The sequence below is a fragment of the Pseudomonas sp. OF001 genome, assembly GCF_904426495.1.
GTDB lineage: Bacteria > Pseudomonadota > Gammaproteobacteria > Pseudomonadales > Pseudomonadaceae > Geopseudomonas.
Window position 1 is genome coordinate 167,986 of sequence record NZ_CAJGBM010000001.1, and the last position, 15,636, is coordinate 183,621.

General features: G+C 68.7%; 12 protein-coding genes. 5 read left to right on the top strand and 7 right to left on the bottom strand.

Translation table 11 applies throughout. The annotated features are described in order from the left end of the window. Nucleotides 1-74: 74 nt before the first annotated feature. The 4 genes from RA210_RS00725 to RA210_RS00740 are packed head-to-tail and all read left to right on the top strand — an operon-like array spanning nucleotide 75 to nucleotide 3,634. Entirely contained in the window at nucleotides 75-1,208 is a 1,134-nt protein-coding gene (locus RA210_RS00725; RefSeq protein ID WP_201485086.1) for an MlaE family ABC transporter permease, read from the top strand. 2 nt (nucleotides 1,209-1,210) lie between these two features. Next, nucleotides 1,211-1,981 carry an ABC transporter ATP-binding protein gene (locus tag RA210_RS00730; RefSeq protein ID WP_201485087.1) on the top strand — a complete coding sequence of 257 codons (771 nt, stop codon included), beginning with the start codon at nucleotides 1,211-1,213 and terminating at the stop codon, nucleotides 1,979-1,981. Then, complete coding sequence (locus RA210_RS00735) at nucleotides 1,978-2,925, top strand: MlaD family protein (protein ID WP_201485088.1); 948 nt, start codon at nucleotides 1,978-1,980, stop codon at nucleotides 2,923-2,925. Before RA210_RS00730 ends, RA210_RS00735 begins: the two co-directional genes overlap by 4 nt. Nucleotides 2,926-2,932: 7 nt before the next feature. Continuing rightward, nucleotides 2,933-3,634 carry a PqiC family protein gene (locus RA210_RS00740; RefSeq protein WP_201485089.1) on the top strand — a complete coding sequence of 234 codons (702 nt, stop codon included), beginning with the start codon at nucleotides 2,933-2,935 and terminating at the stop codon, nucleotides 3,632-3,634. Nucleotides 3,635-3,710: 76 nt separating this feature from the next. On the opposite strand, the gene RA210_RS00745 is transcribed toward RA210_RS00740, so the two are convergent. Then, nucleotides 3,711-5,189, bottom strand: coding sequence for a histidine kinase (locus RA210_RS00745; protein WP_201485090.1), 1,479 nt, complete (start codon nucleotides 5,187-5,189; stop codon nucleotides 3,711-3,713). A gap of 130 nt (nucleotides 5,190-5,319) precedes the next feature. Here RA210_RS00745 and serB point away from each other — a divergent pair, with 130 nt between their 5' ends. Continuing rightward, nucleotides 5,320-6,534: a phosphoserine phosphatase SerB gene (gene serB, locus RA210_RS00750; RefSeq protein ID WP_136490499.1), complete on the top strand. Its 1,215-nt coding sequence runs from the start codon at nucleotides 5,320-5,322 to the stop codon at nucleotides 6,532-6,534. Between the two features lie 61 nt (nucleotides 6,535-6,595). Here serB and RA210_RS00755 read toward each other — a convergent pair whose 3' ends face one another. The 6 genes from RA210_RS00755 to rsgA form a co-directional block, all read right to left on the bottom strand. Then, nucleotides 6,596-8,665, bottom strand: coding sequence for an EAL domain-containing response regulator (locus RA210_RS00755; protein ID WP_136490500.1), 2,070 nt, complete (start codon nucleotides 8,663-8,665; stop codon nucleotides 6,596-6,598). Between the two features lie 62 nt (nucleotides 8,666-8,727). Further along, complete coding sequence (locus RA210_RS00760; RefSeq protein WP_201485091.1) at nucleotides 8,728-10,521, bottom strand: molecular chaperone; 1,794 nt, start codon at nucleotides 10,519-10,521, stop codon at nucleotides 8,728-8,730. 141 nt (nucleotides 10,522-10,662) lie between these two features. Further along, nucleotides 10,663-11,526, bottom strand: a complete 864-nt coding sequence (asd, locus tag RA210_RS00765; protein ID WP_201485092.1) for an archaetidylserine decarboxylase — start codon at nucleotides 11,524-11,526, stop codon at nucleotides 10,663-10,665. A gap of 10 nt (nucleotides 11,527-11,536) precedes the next feature. Further along, nucleotides 11,537-12,352 (bottom strand): rhodanese-like domain-containing protein, encoded by an 816-nt coding sequence (locus RA210_RS00770; protein WP_201485093.1) that lies wholly within the window; start codon nucleotides 12,350-12,352, stop codon nucleotides 11,537-11,539. 116 nt (nucleotides 12,353-12,468) lie between these two features. Next, a complete protein-coding gene (locus RA210_RS00775; RefSeq protein ID WP_236574584.1) occupies nucleotides 12,469-14,319 on the bottom strand; it encodes an AAA family ATPase in 1,851 nt (616 codons plus the stop codon). Between the two features lie 229 nt (nucleotides 14,320-14,548). Beyond that, nucleotides 14,549-15,580, bottom strand: coding sequence for a small ribosomal subunit biogenesis GTPase RsgA (gene rsgA / locus RA210_RS00780; RefSeq protein WP_136490504.1), 1,032 nt, complete (start codon nucleotides 15,578-15,580; stop codon nucleotides 14,549-14,551). Nucleotides 15,581-15,636: the final 56 nt, after the last annotated feature.

A 15,636-nucleotide genomic window follows, 5' to 3' on the forward strand; every position in this document is an offset into this window, starting at 1 on the left:
GCAGCGGTGTGATCGTGTAGGGTGGAAAACCACCGCAGGTGTTTTCCACCGTGGCGGGCTATCAGGGAGGTCAGATGGCAGAAGCGGAAAAAGCGCAGGCGCAGCTGGCCTGGGCCGGCGAGCAGGACGGCGTGGCGGTGCTGCGCCTGTCCGGGCACTGGACCCTGGCGGCGGCCAAGCCCGATCTGGATGCGGTGTGGCGCAGCCTGGCGGACAAGCCGGCGCGCCTGCAGCTGCAGGTCGCGGCCCTGGATGCCTGGGACAGCAGCCTGCTGGCCTTGCTGCGCCGCCTGCAGCGTCTCGCCGACGCCGAGCAGCGCCGCCTGGAGCACCGCGGCCTGCCGGACGGCGTGGTGCGCCTGCTGCAGATGGCGGCGACGCCCGTGACCCGCGAGGAGGAGGAGACGCCACGTCCCGGGCCGGTGTCGCGCCTGGGACTGCTGGTGCTGCAGGTCCACGACGGGCTGGTGCAGGCCAGCACCTTCTGCGGCGAGGTGGTGCTCGCCCTCGGCCGCCTGCTGCGCGGTCGCGCGCGCATGCGCCGCAGCGACTTCTGGGCGGCGCTGGCGCAGTGCGGCCCTGGCGCGCTGCCGATAGTCGCGCTGATCGCCAGCCTGGTCGGCCTGATCCTCGCCTTCGTCGGCGCCGCCCAGCTGCAGGCGTTCGGCGCCCAGCTGTACATCGCCAACATGGTGGCCATCGGCATGACCCGCGAGATGGGCGCGCTGATGACCGCGGTGATCATGGCCGGCCGCACCGGCGCGGCCTACGCCGCCGAGCTGGGCAGCATGCAGGCCAACGAGGAGATCGACGCACTGAAGACCTTCGGCTTCCCGCCGCTGGAGTTCCTGGTGCTGCCGCGCCTGCTGGCGCTGCTGGTCAGCATGCCGCTGCTCTGCGTGTTCGCCGACGCCCTCGGCATCCTCGGCGGCTTCGTCATCGGTGCCGGGCTGTTCGACATCTCCGCGCCGCTGTACCTCAGGCAGAGCCTGGAGATGCTCGGCCTCGCCGATTTCCTGCTCGGCCTGTTCAAGAGCCTGGTGTTCGCCGTGCTGATCGGCCTGATCGGCTGCCACCACGGGCTGAGCTGCGGACGCAACGCCCAGGCGGTCGGCCAGGCCACCACCCGCGCGGTGGTCAGCATCATAGTCGCGCTGGTGGTCAGCGACGCGCTGATCACCCTGATCTGCACCCAGCTGGGGATCTGAGCATGAGCGACGTGGTCCTCGCCGTGGAGAACCTCAGCGCCGGCTACGGGCGCAGGGTGATCCAGCACGATCTCAACTTCGCCATCCGCCGCGGCGAGGTGTTCGTGGTGATGGGCGGCAGCGGCTGCGGCAAGAGCACCCTGCTGCGCCACCTGATCGGCCTGCAGGCGCCGCTGGCCGGGCGCGTGCTGCTGCACGGCGAGGACTTCTGGGCCCGCGACGAGGATGCCCGCGCCGTCCTGCAGCAGCGTTTCGGCGTGCTCTACCAGAGCGGCGCGCTGTGGAGCGGCATGACCCTGCGCGAGAACATCACCCTGCCGCTGGCCGCCTACCACCCGCACCTCGGCCAGGCCGAGCTGGACGAACTGGCCGCGCTCAAGCTGGCGCTGGTCGGCCTGCCCGGCTGCGACGAGCTGTACCCGGCCGAGCTGTCCGGCGGCATGCGCAAGCGCGCCGGCCTGGCGCGGGCGCTGGCGCTCGACCCCGAGGTGCTGTTCTTCGACGAGCCCTCGGCCGGCCTCGACCCGCTCAGCTCCATGGCCCTCGACGAGCTGATCCTGCAGCTGCGCGACAGCCTGGGTGCCAGCATCGTGCTGGTCACCCACGAGCTGCCGAGCATCTACCGGGTGGCCGACACCTGTCTGTTCCTCGACCATCGCACGCGCACCCAGATCGCCCTGGGTCCGCTGCGGCAACTGCTGGAGGAAGGGCCGCCGAGCGTGCGGCGCTTCCTGCGCCGCGGCGATGCCCCCGCGTACAAGGAGTCCCCATGAGCGAGACGCGCAAACCCTTCTGGATCGGTGCCTTCCTGCTCGGCGGCATCGCCCTGCTGGCCGGCGGCCTGCTGCTGCTCGGCCGCGACAGCTGGTTCAGCCAGCCCAGCGACTACGTGGTGTACTTCACCGGTGCGCTGGATGGTCTCGACGTCGGCGCCGACGTCACCTACCGCGGCGTCAAGGTCGGCACGGTGCGCGAGATCCGCCTGTCCTACGACCGCGAACTCAGGGATGTGGTGATCCCGGTGGTGCTGCGCATCGACCCCGCGGCCGGCCACGAGGGGCAGAGCTTCGACCGGGTGGTCGAGCGGCTGGTCGAGCGCGGCCTGCGCGCCCAGCTGCAGACCCAGAGCCTGCTCACCGGCAAGGCGATAGTCGCGCTGGACCTGTTCCCCGGCCAGGCCGGCTACGTGCGCGAGCCCCACGACCTCGAGCTGCCGACCATCCCCAGCGTGCCCTCGCGGGTCGACCAGGCAGCGGACGTGCTGCGCGATCTGGTCGCCAGCCTGCGCGAGCTGCCGCTGCGCGAGATGGTGGTGTCGGCCAGCAACACCCTGCAGGCCCTGGAGCGCCTGAGCGCCTCTCCCGAGCTGCAGGACGGCCTGCTCAGCCTCGGCCAGACCCTGCACAATCTTGAGAGCCTGACTCAACAACTGCAGCGACAAATCCCGCCAATGCTGGATAATGCGCGCCAGGGCGGCGGCGAGCTGCGCGCGGCAATCGGCGATCTGCGCCAGGCGGCGCAGGCCGCCACGCTCGCCCTGCAGCAGATGCAGCAGCTGGCGGGCGATACCCGGCGCAGCCTCGGCCCCGAGTCCGAGGCGCAGTTCCAGCTGCTGCAGGCGCTGGAGGAACTGGGGCGGGCCAGCAAGGCCCTGCAGCGCACGGCGGAAGGCCTGGAGCAGCAGCCCGAATCGCTTATTTTTGGCAAGAAACGGTGATCTTTTCATGGGTGTTCCACGCCTGATCCGAATGCTGGGCCTGACCGGGCTGCTCGCCATGGCAGGCTGCGCGGCGACGCCGCCGGCGCAGTTCTACCAGCTGCAGCAGGGCAATCCCGGCCTGCCGCAGGCCGACGCCGGCGTGGCCGTGCTGCTCGGCCCGCTCAAGCTGGCCGACTATCTGCAGCGCGAGACCCTGGTGCAGCGCCAGGGCGACGACACCCTGGTGATCGCCCAGCAGGCGCGCTGGGTCGGCAGCCTGCAGGACGACGTGGCGCAGCTGCTGCTGCGCCAGCTGGCCGGCCGTCTGGACAGCAGCCGCCTGGCGCTGTATCCGGACCGGGTCGGCTTCAAACCCGAGGCGCAGCTGCTGCTGAGCATCAGCCGCCTGGACTCCGGCCCCTACCAGCCGGCCGTGCTGGAGGCGCAGTGGCGCCTGCTCGATGGCACCGGCAAGATGCTCGACAGTCGCCTGGTGCGGCTGGAGGAGAAGCACAATGGCGAGCTGACCGACCAGGTGCGCGCGCAGAGCCTGCTGCTGCAGAGCCTGGCAGCGCAGATGGCCACGGCGGTGCGGGGAATGCCGCGTGTCGCGGCGACGCCCGCGCAGCCGGCGTCGCGCAAGGCGGCGACCTCCCGCCCGGCGGCGCCGCGCATTCCCCAGGCGGCGCCGCGGCCGGCGCCGGCCGCCGAGGTGTACCGCTTCTGAGCGGTCGGGCGAGCCCGAAACGACAAGGCCGCGCCGGGGTTCCGGCGCGGCCTTGTCGTTTCGGGGCAGGCGAGGGTCAGGCGTGCTGCAGCATCTGGCCGAGCTGCTGTTCGAGACGCGCCGGCAACGGCTCCTGCAGGCGCTCGATGCAGCTGGCGCCGGCCGGGGAGGCGAGGGTGCGCAGGCGCGCGCGGCTGTGCAGCGCCGGGTCGGCGCCGAGGGCCTGGTCGAGCAGCAGCAGGTTGCGGCTGTGCCGGCAGAGGGTCAGTGCGCTCTGGCTGGCCGGCTGCTGCTGGATGGTTTCCGCCGGCAGGCCGTACAGGCCGTCGCCGCGGCTGAGGGCGAGTTGCAGCTGCAGGGTCAGGCCGCTGTCGGCCACCTCGACCTGCAGGGCATGGCCGAGGGCGCGCAGCAGTTCGCCGCAGCACAGGGCGCGGGTCAGGTAGTCCTCGCCGGACTGGTTGCTGTGGAACAGGATCAGGCTGCTGCCGTCGGCCAGGCGCAGCAGGTGGCCGTGGTGCAGGCGCGCTGCCTGCTCCAGGCAGTCGCGGTAGCGCTGCAGCAGTTCGCGCAGACGCGGCGGCGACAGGCGCCGTTGCAGCTCGTCCTGGCCGCCCAGCTGGGTCGCCAGCACGGCGCTGTGCACCGGCGGCAGGCCGGGGGGCGTGCCCGGCTGCAGATCGTCGGGGTCGAGGCCGAGGGCGTCGGCGTCCAGCTCGAGCTCGTCGCCGTCAGCCCGCGCCGCGGGGCGGCGGGGCGTCGCGGCGGCCGGCCGACCTTCGTCGAGCAGGTTTTCCAGCCCCTCGAACAGTTCGCCATCCTCCGCGTCGTCCAGCATCGGATCCTCCTCGACGGCGGGGCGCGGCGGCACCAGGCGCTGCTGCAGCTGGCGCGCCAGGTCGCCGAGTTCGTCCTGGCGCTCGCTGGCCGGTGCCGGGTCGTCGGGATCGCGCAGCCACAGGCGCAGCTGCAGCAGCGGCACGCTGAGCTTGCCGCCCAGGCGCAGGCTGAGGGTCAGGGTCGCCACCAGCACGATCAGGCCGAGCAGGCCGAAGTTCTGCAGGCCGACGGTCAGCGGCTGGCGGAACTGCTGCATGTCGAGGGTCAGGTGCAGCTGGCCGGCGGCCACCTCCTGGAAGGCGATGGAGGCGGTGAACACGCCCTCGTCGGTGCCGAACAGGCCCGGCTGCGGTCGGCGGCCGGCCTCGGCGATGATGCGGTTGTCGACGCCGTGGATCACCACGTGGGCGACCAGCGGGTTTTCGGCGAGCTTGTCGAGCATCACCTTGAGGCTGAGCAGGTCGTTGGACACCAGCAGCTCGGTGGCCGAAGCCACCGCCTGGCGCTTGAGGCTTTCGCCGACTGCCTCGCTCTGCTGCTGCATGACCTCGCGCACCTGCAGGTTGAACAGCCAGGCGAAGGCCAGCATCACCACGCTCACCAGGAGCAGGCTCTGGCTGGCGATGCGCAGGGCGATGGGTACCCGCCGGCGGCGCAGCGCCTGGAACAGGAGGATGAAGAAGTTGTCGGACTTGACGGGCGCGGGCCGGTTCACGAGAGGGGGGCTCGGCTCTGGAAAAGGGAGTGGAAGTATAGCGGGGCCCCGTGCGCACGGGCAAAGCGCGCTGCCAGATGGTGCGCATTCCGGGTAGAATGCCGCACTTTCAGTTCCGCGGAGGTGCGCCGTGCGTGAAATCGTCCTGATCAACATCACCGGGGAGGATCGTCCGGGGCTGACCGCGGCCATCACCGGCGTGCTCGCCCGTGGCGGGGTGAACATCCTCGACATCGGCCAGGCGGTGATCCACGACACCCTGTCGTTCGGCATCCTGGTCGAGATCCCGCACGGCAGCCAGGCGTCCTCGGTGCTCAAGGACGTGCTGTTCACCGGCTACGAGCTGGACCAGCAGGTGCGCTTCACCCCGGTGTCCGAGGCCGACTACCAGCAGTGGGTCGGCGGTCAGGGCAAGGCGCGCCACATCGTCACCCTGCTGACCCGCAAGGTGACCGCCGAGCAACTGCATCGGGTCAGTTCGATCACCGCCAAGTACGGGTTGAACATCGACCACATCGATCGCCTGTCCGGACGCATGCCGCTGGATACGCCGGCCGAGCACGGCAAGGGCTGCATCGAGTTCTCGGTGCGCGGCGAGGCGGCCGATCCGGCGGCGCTGCGCGCCGAATTCCTCAGCGTCGCCCAGGAACTCAACGTCGACATCGCCTTCCAGCAGGACACCATCTTCCGTCGCAACCGCCGCCTGGCGGTGTTCGACATGGACTCGACGCTGATCGAGGCCGAGGTGATCGACGAACTGGCCAAGGCCGCCGGGGTCGGTGCGCAGGTGGCCGAGATCACCGAGCGGGCGATGCGCGGCGAGCTGGATTTCCGCGCCAGCTTCAAGGAGCGCCTGGCGCTGCTCAAGGGGCTGTCCGAGGAGGTGCTGGAAGGCATCGGCGCCTCGCTGCGCCTGACCGAAGGCGCCGAGACCCTGTTCGCCGAGCTCAAGCGCCTGGGCTACAAGACCGCCATCCTCTCCGGCGGCTTCACCTACTTCGCCCGCCAGCTGCAGCAGAAGCTCGGCATCGACTACGTGTTCGCCAACGAGCTGGAGATCGTCGACGGCAAGGTCACCGGCGTGGCGGTGGAGCCGATCGTCGACGCCCAGCGCAAGGCCGACCTGCTGCGCCAGCTCACCGAGCAGGAGGGCCTGCGCCTGGAGCAGACCATCGCCGTCGGCGACGGCGCCAACGACCTGCCGATGCTGGCCATCGCCGGCCTGGGCGTGGCCTTCCGCGCCAAGCCGCTGGTCAAGCAGTCGGCCAAGCAGGCGATCTCCACCCTCGGCCTCGACGGCATCCTCTACCTGCTGGGCTATCGCGACCGCGAAAGCTTCGAGTGAGCGGAGGCCAGCCATGAAAAAACCGCCGTGAGGCGGTTTTTTCGTTCCGGGGCCGGGGCCTTCAGTCTTCGCCGGAGGAGAACTCGTAGTCCATCTTCGGGCTGGGCGCCTGCAGGTACAGGCCCTGCACGTAGTTGACCCCGGTCTGCCACAGGGTGGTCAGCACGCTGGCGTTGTCCACGTTGGGCACCACGGTCAGCTTGGCCTCGTTGTGCAGTCCGGCGATCAGGGTCTTGAGCTTGTCCTGCTGTTCGGCGTCGGAGAGGTCGCGGAGCAGTTCGCTATCGAGCTTGACGAAGTCGACGTTCAGGTGGCGCAGGGTGTTGAACGGGTTGAGCGCCCCGCCGAAGCGGCTGAGCGATACCTTGCAGTGCAGCTCGGCGAGGCCCTTGGTCAGCAGCTTGGCCTGCTTGAGGTAGGCGATCGCATCCGGCTCGCCGAGTTGCAGGATCAGGCTGTCGGCCGGCAGGCGGGCGGCCTTGAGGGCGGCGCTGAGCCAGGGCAGCAGCGCCGGGTCCTGCAGGCTGGCGGCGCCCAGGCCGATGAACAGGCGGGTGTTGTGGCCCCTGGCGCGATGCTCGCCGAGCTGGCGGATGGCGTTGAGCAGCACCCAGCGGTCGACCCGGGCGGCCAGGCCGGTCTGCTCGGCGGCGGCGAGGAACTCGGCCGGCGGCACCGCCTCGCCCTGCGGGTTGCGCAGCAGCAGGGACACTTCGTAGTGCTCGCGTTCGTCGCCGTGCAGGCTGATGATCGGCTGGAACAGCAGCTGGAAGCCGTTGCCCTCGATGGCCTGCTGGACCATGGCGACCAGGTTGCCGCGGCTGGCGGCGGCGGCCAGTTCCTCGGCCGGGTCGTAGATGTTGAGGGCGTTGCCGCCGGTCAGCTGGTCGGTGCAGCGCAGGGCGCGCTCGACCACCAGCTGGGCCTGGGCGCTCTGCTCGCTGATGCCGGCCACGCCGATGCTGAAGGTGACCTGCACGCTGCGCCCGCCGATGTCGAACAGGTGGCCTTCGACCTTCTTCAGCAGGGCCTGCAGCGAGGCCTCGGCCTGCGCCGGGGGCTGCGGCAGCAGGGCGGCGAAGCTGTCGTCAGCGAAGCGCGCCAGCTGGGCCTGCTCGCCGAAGTGCTGGCGCAGCAGGGTGGCGCAGTCGGCCAGCAGCAGGTCGCTGTCGGCCAGGCCGATGTCGCCGAGGAGGTTGGCATAGCGGTCGATGCGCAGCAGGGCCAGGCTGGCCGGGCTGCCGGTCTTGACCGCCTGCTGGACGGCGTGGTCGAGCAGCTCGAGGAAGTGCACGCGGTTGTACAGGCCGGTGACCAGGTCCTGGCTGCTGATCTCGCGCAGCTTCTCGGCGAGTTCGCTGTTGTCGCTTTCCGCGCGGATCACCACCTGGGTGCAGGGTTCGCCGTCGTAGCTGGCCGGGGAGAAGGTCATGCGTGCACGGAACTGGCTGCCGTCGTCGCGCACGCCGCCGCACAGCAGCTCGGCATGCTCGTCGCCGTTCTGCTGGTAGGTCTTGAGGAAGTCCTTGAACGCTGCCTGGTCGCTGCCCTGGATCAGGTCGATCATCGGCATGCCGGCGATGTCGTCGGCGTCGCTGTAGCCGAACAGCTCGACGTAGGCGCGGTTGACGTAGATGTGCATGCCGTCGTGGACGTAGGTGATGGCATCCACCGAGCTGTCCAGCAGCAGCTGGCAGCGCCGTTCGGCCTCGCGCAGGGCCACCTCGGCATTGCGCCGGGCGCGGCGCTCCTCGAGGTTGCGCAGCTCGCGCTCGGCGACCAGCAGCAGGCGCTCCTCGTCGCTCGCCGGCACGCCGTCCTGGGCGCCGAGCAGCATGGCCTCGGTGATCGCCTCGCCGTCGTTGTCGGCGACCAGCTGCAGGAAGGGCAGGTCCTTGCCCAGGCGGCGGATGGCGCCGAGGGCTTCGTCGGGCTCGAGGTTCTCGCTGTGGGGGGCAGCGATCAGCAGGTCCCAGGTCTGCTGCAGGGCTTCGGCAAGGTCGTCGCTGGAGGTCAGGCGATGGGCGCGGGTGGCGTGGCCGGCATTGCGGAACAGGCTGATCAGGCGCTCGGCCTCGTTCTGCGAGTCCTCGAGGAGCAGCAGGCGGACGGTTTTCTTTTCGGTGGGCATGGTTGGCCAGGAACCAGCGCCGCAGGGGCGCACAAACGCGGCAGAGGGAAATGCTCGGAAATCTACAAGGACTCCCAGAGCGAGTCAAAGCCAACCGGCTCGCTGTCGCCGGCCAGTCGCAAGGTTGTGACCGGTTTCCCGTCGGCAGGTTCGGTGCGTGGCGCCGGTGCCTCGAGCGGGCGGTACTCGAACTGGTTGAAGCTGCCGCTGAGGGTGTGGCGGCGGGTGAGCTGCACTGCCTGCTCCTTGCCGTCGAGGTTGAGGAAGATCTTCTGCCCCTGCTGGAACGGCAGGGTCGGCGCGATCAGCAGGTCCGGGCGACCCAGTGCCGGGATGGCGCTGAGCAGCAGACCGCGCAGGTACTGCCCCTGGGGCTTGCCGTCGTTCTGGGGGCGCAGGCCGCAGGGCTTGGCGCGCGGGGCGAGCAGTTCGATGCCGAGCTGCAGGCCGCTGCCGCGGGGCTGGCGGATCCAGCGGATCAGGGCGATGTTCCAGCCACGCTCGCCGGGGTGCTGCAGGCCGATCAGGTCGCCGGTCTGCAACTGGTCGGGCGGCGTGTCGTCCCAGGCCAGGCAGAAGCCGCCGGGGCTGTGGTTGATCACCTGCAGCTGGTGGCGCGGATACTGGCCGCTCTCGTCGGGGGCGTCGCGGCCGGGGGTGTAGTCGATGCTGGGCTGCTGGCGGCGCAGCAGCGCCTCGTTGCGCGAGGCGTCGAAGGCGCGGTTCCACGGGTCGCGCTCGCGTTCGTGGCGCTGGAAGTCGACGCTGACGGCGGTGGCTGGCAGCTGCAGGGTGTCGGCGAAGCTGCGCTGGCCGGCGATGTGGTAGTGCAGCGCACGGATGCCCAGGCAGGCGCTGAGCGTGCCGCTGCCGGGCATGCGGCTGAAGGCGCGCTCGGCAGGGGCGCTCCAGGCGGTGCACAGGTGCTGCAGCAGGTCGTCGCCGACGCCATGGGGCATGGACAGGCGGCTGCCCTGGCGCTGCACGGTGCCGAGCCGCAGGTAGGTGCGCAGCTCGCCGACCAGGGCCTGCGGGTCGAGGCCGAGCAGTTGCGCGGGGTCCTCGTTGTGCAGCAGGCTGGCGTAGCGCGGCGGGCTGTCGGTGCCCGGGGCGAAGGCGAACAGGCTGCCGGGCAGGCGCGCGTCCTGCAGGACGGCGCGGGGGCTCCACGCCGGCAGCGCTTCGCCGAGCTGGAGGATGGCCTGCTGGCGCAGCTGGTTGCAGCGTGCGCTGCCCAGCAGCAGGCTGGCCAGGTAGCACTGCTCGATGGTCTGTTCGCGGCCGTCGATGCCCGGCAGCGGCAGGCGTTGGAGCTGGCGGGCGGCGGCGGCGCGGTAGAGCTGGTGCAGCTCCAGCCAGAAACCCTGGCTGGGCGGCATGTAGAGCAGGCTGAACTGGCAGAGCATCTGGTACAGCGCGTGCTGGCCCAGCAACAGGGCGCGGGCGCACAGCTGGCGGCTGGCATCGCTGGGCGGCAGGGCCAGCGCCTCGCTGGCGGTCAGCTTGGCGGCACGCGCCAGCTGCTGCTGCAGGGTCTGGCACAGGGCGGCGATCTGCTGGCGGCGCTCGTCGAGGATCACCACCGGGCTGCGCAGGTGCTTCTGCAGCTGGCCGCAGATGAACAGCACCTCCGGCTCGAGCAGCTCGAGCAACTGCTGGCGGTTGGCCGGCGGCGTGCGCAGGCGGTTGAGTTCCTGCAGGGCGGTATACAGGCGGCGGGCGGTTTCGCCGAGGTTGGCCTTGGGCAGCTCGGCGATCCAGCCGCGCAGCGCCGCCGGCTGCGCCGTGGCGAAGGACAGGCTGGCCAGGTCCGGCGGTGTGACGCGCAACAGGTCGTAGGAGGAGTGCAGGTCCATGGTGTCTCGCTCGGAACAGGGAATGCGGGCTCAACCCTGGGCGCGGCCGCCGGCGCGCTAGCGTTCAGTCTAGCCGAAAAGCCTGCCTGGCCGTTGATCTGCGGCAGGTTGTCGCTGCGCCCTGCCGCACCGGGGCGGGCCTCAGTCCGGCAGGCCCAGTTGCTGGCCCATGCGCAGCGGGCTGCCGGCGCTCAGGCCCTCGGCCCAGCGTACCTGCTCGGGACCGAACAGCACGATGGCGGTGGAACCGAGCTTGAAGCGGCCGAGCTCGGCGCCCTTGTCCAGGTGGATGGGCTGCTGCACCGCAGGACCGTAGCGGAAGTGCCTGAGCGCGCGTTTCGGCGGAGTGACCAGGCCGGCCCACACCGTCTCGACGCTGGCGACGATCATCGCGCCGACCAGCACCACGGCCATCGGCCCGCGCTCGGTGTCGAACAGGCAGACCACCCGCTCGTTGCGGGCGAACAGCTCGGGCACGTTTTCGGCAGTGAAGCCGTTGACCGAGAACAGCCGGCCCGGCACGTAGACCATTTCCCTCAGCGTCCCCGCCAGCGGCATGTGCACGCGGTGGTAGTCCCTGGGCGACAGGTAGACGGTGGCGAACTGGCCGCCCATGAAGGGCGCGGCCATCTCGGCGTCACCGCCGAGCAGTTCGAGCACGCTGAAGCTGTGGCCCTTGGCCTGGAAGATGCGACCGTGCTCGATCGGACCGAGCTGGCTGATGGCGCCGTCGGCCGGACTGAGGATGGCGCCGGGGGTGGCGTCCAGCGGCCGGGTGCCCTCGCGCAGGGCGCGGGTGAAGAAGGCGTTGAAGTGCTCGTAGGCGTGCGGGTTGCCGACCTCGGCCTCGCTCATGTCGACCTGGTAGCGACGCACGAACCAGCTGATCAGCGGGTTCTTGAACCAGTCGGCGCGGCACTCGGCGGCCATGCCGATCAGCCGCGACAGGGCGTGGTGCGGCAGCAGGTACTGGCCGAGGAGAAACAGGCGTTCTTTGGGAGTCATGGGCGGGTCCTTAGCATTCCACCGGCGTGTCGGGATGGTTGCCCCATTCCGACCAGGAGCCGGCGTAGGCCTTGATGTTCGGGTAGCCGAGCGCGCGCATCGCCAGGTAGGTGAAGCCGGAGCGGCGGTGGGTCTGGCAGTGGGTGACGATGGTCTTGTCCGGGGTGATGCCGCGGGCGGCGAGCAGCTCGCTCAGGTCCGCGCGCAGGCGCAGGGCGCGGGCCGGGTCCTGGCAGTCGGTCCAGTTCAGGTTGATGGCGCCGGGGATGTGTCCGCCCCTGGCCGCCAGCACCTTCTCGCCGCGGTACTCCTCGGGCGAGCGGGCGTCCCAGATCAGCAGGTCGTCGTCGTGCAGGTGCGCGAGGAGGTACTCGCGGCTGGCCAGCACGTCGGCCACCGGCTGCACGCCGACCGGGGCGCCGACCGGCGCCGGCACCGCGCCGGACAGTTCGCGGCCCTCGGCCAGCCAGGCCTGCAGGCCGCCGTTCAGGTGGTGCCAGCGGCGGTGGCCGATCAGGTCGAGCAGCCAGCCGAAGCGCCCGGCCCAGGGGCCGCCCTCGTCGTCGTAGAGCACGTAGACGGCGTCGGCGCGATGGCCCAGCTCGCCGAGCAGCGCCTGGAAGTCGCTCCACACCGGCAGCAGCCCGGGCGCCGGCGGCTGGCCGAGCTGGGTGCGCCGGGTGTCGACGTGCCGCGCGCCGGGGATGTGCCCCTCGGCATAGCGGGCGGCGGGGGTCAGGTCGACCAGGATCAGCTCCGGCGCGTTCAGGCGGCTGGCCAGTTCGGCCGGCTCGATCAGCAGCGGCAGGTCGGCGAACACGGACATGACGAGCATCCTCGCAAGACGGGAAAAGCGGCGAGTGTAACGGAAAGCGGGGGGAGGGGGGCAGTTTGCGGAGGAGGGAGTCCGGGCTGCTCCGTGGCGAGCAGCCCAGAACAGGCTCAGGGTTGGTTGTGTCTGTCGATATGCGCGAATATCCGTTGGCACAGCCTGCGCAACTCGTCCGTTAGCTGCCATGCGCAGTCTTCGTGCTGCATGTGCTGAATGGCCAAGCGGCAGAATTTCACCTTGTCGCGGATGGTGCCGCTGTCGGTGGCGAAGATCTGTCGTTGGTCCTGGCCAGTTTTCGACAGACCGAGGCGCTTATCCAGCAGGCGGCCAATACCCTCCGTAGACCTGCTGTAGTGTTCGTGTTTCAGGTCTTGGATTTTGGTAATGTCCAAACCTTCCTTGTTGGTTCGGCGCTGATCATAAAATGTTCTAGCTGCATCGTGTAATACCTGCTCGGGCAGCAGGTTTTCGATTTCCTTGCCATCAAGTATCAGTAGCTGGTCTCCCAGCTCCTTTTGCAGCAGTTCGGCGCGTTGTCCCTTGTCGCGGATATCGCCATCGGCAATCAGCAGGGGAGCCGAGCAGGCCCTGATAGCACTGAGTCCCTTGTCCATATCCCCGTCCACGTCGTCATCGGCGAAGTCCCAGTGGCCCAGCGTGCCGCCCTGGTACTCGATGAAGGTGTAGTGGTAGTTTTCCAGATAGCCGGCCAGCCTGGATTTTTCCGGACCTTCCGGCAGATCATGCAGATAGCGGCTCATCCAGGTGCGCAGATACAGGCGGTCGCTGATACCTTCAACCCAAATGGTGCAGTTGGCCAGGTACACCGAGGAGGCGCGCACGCCCAAATCCAGCAGGATATCGCGGTCACGGGTGCATTCGCGGATCAGGAAACTGGCCTTGCCGTCCTTTTCCACGCTCTTGCTGACCCGGTGAATCAGTACGTCATCACGCTGTTCGGCCAGATCCAGCAGGTGGTTGGAGTGGGTGGTCATCAGGTACTGGTGGGGGGTGTGTTGCAGCAGGAACAGCGCCAGCTGCCGCAGCAGGCCCGGATGCAGCGAGGTTTCCGGCTCCTCGATGCAGAAAAGGGACTCCTCCGGTTCCAGGTAGGCGGCAGAGGTGATGATGATGACCTGCTGCAGGCCATCGCCGAGGTGATAGATCGGGAACTGGGGCTCGTCGCCGATCTTTACCGCCACGGTGTCCTTGCCGTATTCGGGGATCAGGGTGACTTCGGTTCCGCCGAAGAATTCCTGGCCCAGCAGGCTTTCATATTCCCGGATCTTAGCGCGCTCCTCGGGCTGGCCCAGCAGGTTTTTTACAAGAAGTTCGTATAGATGTAGTCCGGTTGTTATGGTTCTTTTCGGTGGTAACTTCCCGCTGAAGTAATCTGCTTCAGTTCTTTTTCTGTAGTGGTCTTGGTCGCCTTGTCCTTCGCCTATGGGGCGCATGCCTCTTAGAATTGGCGTGTAGTGGATTTTTGCCTTGATGGTTTCATGCGTGCGATCTGTTTCTAGAGCGATTTCAAGTTTTTTGGTGAGGCCCTCATTTCGTAAGGTTTGTCTCATTTGAGAGAGTGTGCCGCCTGAGGCTCTTTGATTATATAGCTCTACTGCATATGCGTGAATAATGCCGGTGTTTTCATTTATTTTATTGATGCTGGCTTCTGAGGTTTGTAGTGCAGCTATTGTATTTTTCTCAAAGATCCTGTCTTTGTAGTGGAGCTTGATGAGTGGGAGAAATATGTCGGCTATCTCGCCCCTTGGTTGCTGGGTGATAATCGAGTCTTCTGTACTGGAAAAAACTGCCCTTATGGCTCGGCTCTTTCCGCTGTTGTTCGGACCAATGAACAGATTCAGCTTGCGCAGATTGATATGCCGTTGCTCTTCGGCGGTGTCTATCTCGGGGGCGCGGTAGCCCAGTCGGTCCAGTTCGGTGGACCAGATCTTCTTGAACATCAGGATGCTTCCCTGCGATTGCGGATGCTCGGCAATCTACCCAGAGGGGACAAACGTTGTCCACGGCAGTCCGCTGACACGGAATGTTCGAAAAAACGGTTCCCCGGAGAAGCTCTGCAGCGCGGCAAGCAAGTCTGTAGAAAGGTCATTCTTGCGGATTTTCTAGCGATTGGGCCGGGGCGATCCTTGGCCCCGGCCTTCAGTCATGCAGATGGCGAGGCCGCAGGCCTCAATACTCGTCCTTGGGCAGGCTGGCGAGGATGTGCCGGTAGCTGGCCAGGCGCTGCGGATGGATGCGGCCGTCCTCCAGCGCCTGCAGCAGCGCGCAGCCGGGCTCGCGGTCGTGCTGGCAGTCGCGGAAGCGGCAGCGGCCGATGAGCTCGCGGAATTCGACGAAGCCGTCCTCGACGTCGGCGCGGGTGACGTGGCCGAGGCTGAACTCGCGGATGCCGGGCGAGTCGATCAGCTCGCCGCCGCCGGGGAAGTGGAACAGCCGCGCGGTGGTGGTGGTGTGGGTGCCCTTGCCGGTCAGTTCGGACAGGGCGCCGACGCGCAGGTCGACGCCCGGCAGCAGGGCGTTGACCAGCGACGACTTGCCCACCCCGGACTGGCCGACGAACACGCTGACCCGGCCGTCCAGCGCCGCGCGCAGCTCGTCCATGGCGTTGCCGTTGTGCGCCGAGACTTCCAGCAGCGGATAGTCGAGGGCGCGGTACACGTCGAGCAGGGCGTCCAGCTTGGCCGCGTTGGCCTCGTCGATCAGGTCGGCCTTGTTCATCAGCAGCAGCGGGCGGATGCCGGCGTGGTCGGCGGCGATCAGGTAGCGGTCGATCAGGTTGGCGTGCGGCTCGGGCAGCGGGGCGAAGACGATGACGATCTGGTCGACGTTGGCCGCCACCGGCTTGAGCACGCCGCGCATGTCCGGGCGGCACAGCTCGGAGGCGCGCGGCAGCTGGGCGACGATCACGCCGATGCCCTGGTTGCCGGCGCGCCACACCACGCGGTCGCCGGTAACCAGCGCCGGCAGGTTGGCGCGCAGGTGGCAGCGGAACACCTGGCCGGCCAGCTCGCCGTCCAGCGCCTCGACCTCGACCTGCACGCCGAAGTGGGCGATCACCAGGCCGTTCTGCTCGGGGCCGAGGTCGCCGCCCTCCAGCTCCTCGACCGCGCGCGACTCGCGCTTGGCGGCGCGGGCGGCGCGTTCTTCCTGGATCTTCTCGATGCGCCAGCTCTGCCGGCGGGTCAGTTGGCGTTTGGCCATGATGCGTCCGTGGGTGAATTCCGGCGGCGAGTCTAGCACGCCCGTGGGCAGCGGGA

Excerpts from the sequence above, each read along its gene's own strand:
- RA210_RS00725 (WP_201485086.1), top strand. The coding sequence starts at position 75 with ATGGCAGAAGCGGAAAAAGCGCAGGCGCAGCTGGCCTGGGCCGGCGAG.
- RA210_RS00730 (WP_201485087.1), top strand. The coding sequence starts at position 1,211 with ATGAGCGACGTGGTCCTCGCCGTGGAGAACCTCAGCGCCGGCTACGGG.
- RA210_RS00735 (WP_201485088.1), top strand. The coding sequence starts at position 1,978 with ATGAGCGAGACGCGCAAACCCTTCTGGATCGGTGCCTTCCTGCTCGGC.
- rsgA (WP_136490504.1), bottom strand. The coding sequence starts at position 15,580 with ATGGCCAAACGCCAACTGACCCGCCGGCAGAGCTGGCGCATCGAGAAG.
- RA210_RS00770 (WP_201485093.1), bottom strand. The coding sequence starts at position 12,352 with ATGTCCGTGTTCGCCGACCTGCCGCTGCTGATCGAGCCGGCCGAACTG.
- RA210_RS00760 (WP_201485091.1), bottom strand. The coding sequence starts at position 10,521 with ATGGACCTGCACTCCTCCTACGACCTGTTGCGCGTCACACCGCCGGAC.
- RA210_RS00740 (WP_201485089.1), top strand. The coding sequence starts at position 2,933 with ATGGGTGTTCCACGCCTGATCCGAATGCTGGGCCTGACCGGGCTGCTC.
- RA210_RS00775 (WP_236574584.1), bottom strand. The coding sequence starts at position 14,319 with ATGTTCAAGAAGATCTGGTCCACCGAACTGGACCGACTGGGCTACCGC.
- asd (WP_201485092.1), bottom strand. The coding sequence starts at position 11,526 with ATGACTCCCAAAGAACGCCTGTTTCTCCTCGGCCAGTACCTGCTGCCG.
- RA210_RS00755 (WP_136490500.1), bottom strand. The coding sequence starts at position 8,665 with ATGCCCACCGAAAAGAAAACCGTCCGCCTGCTGCTCCTCGAGGACTCG.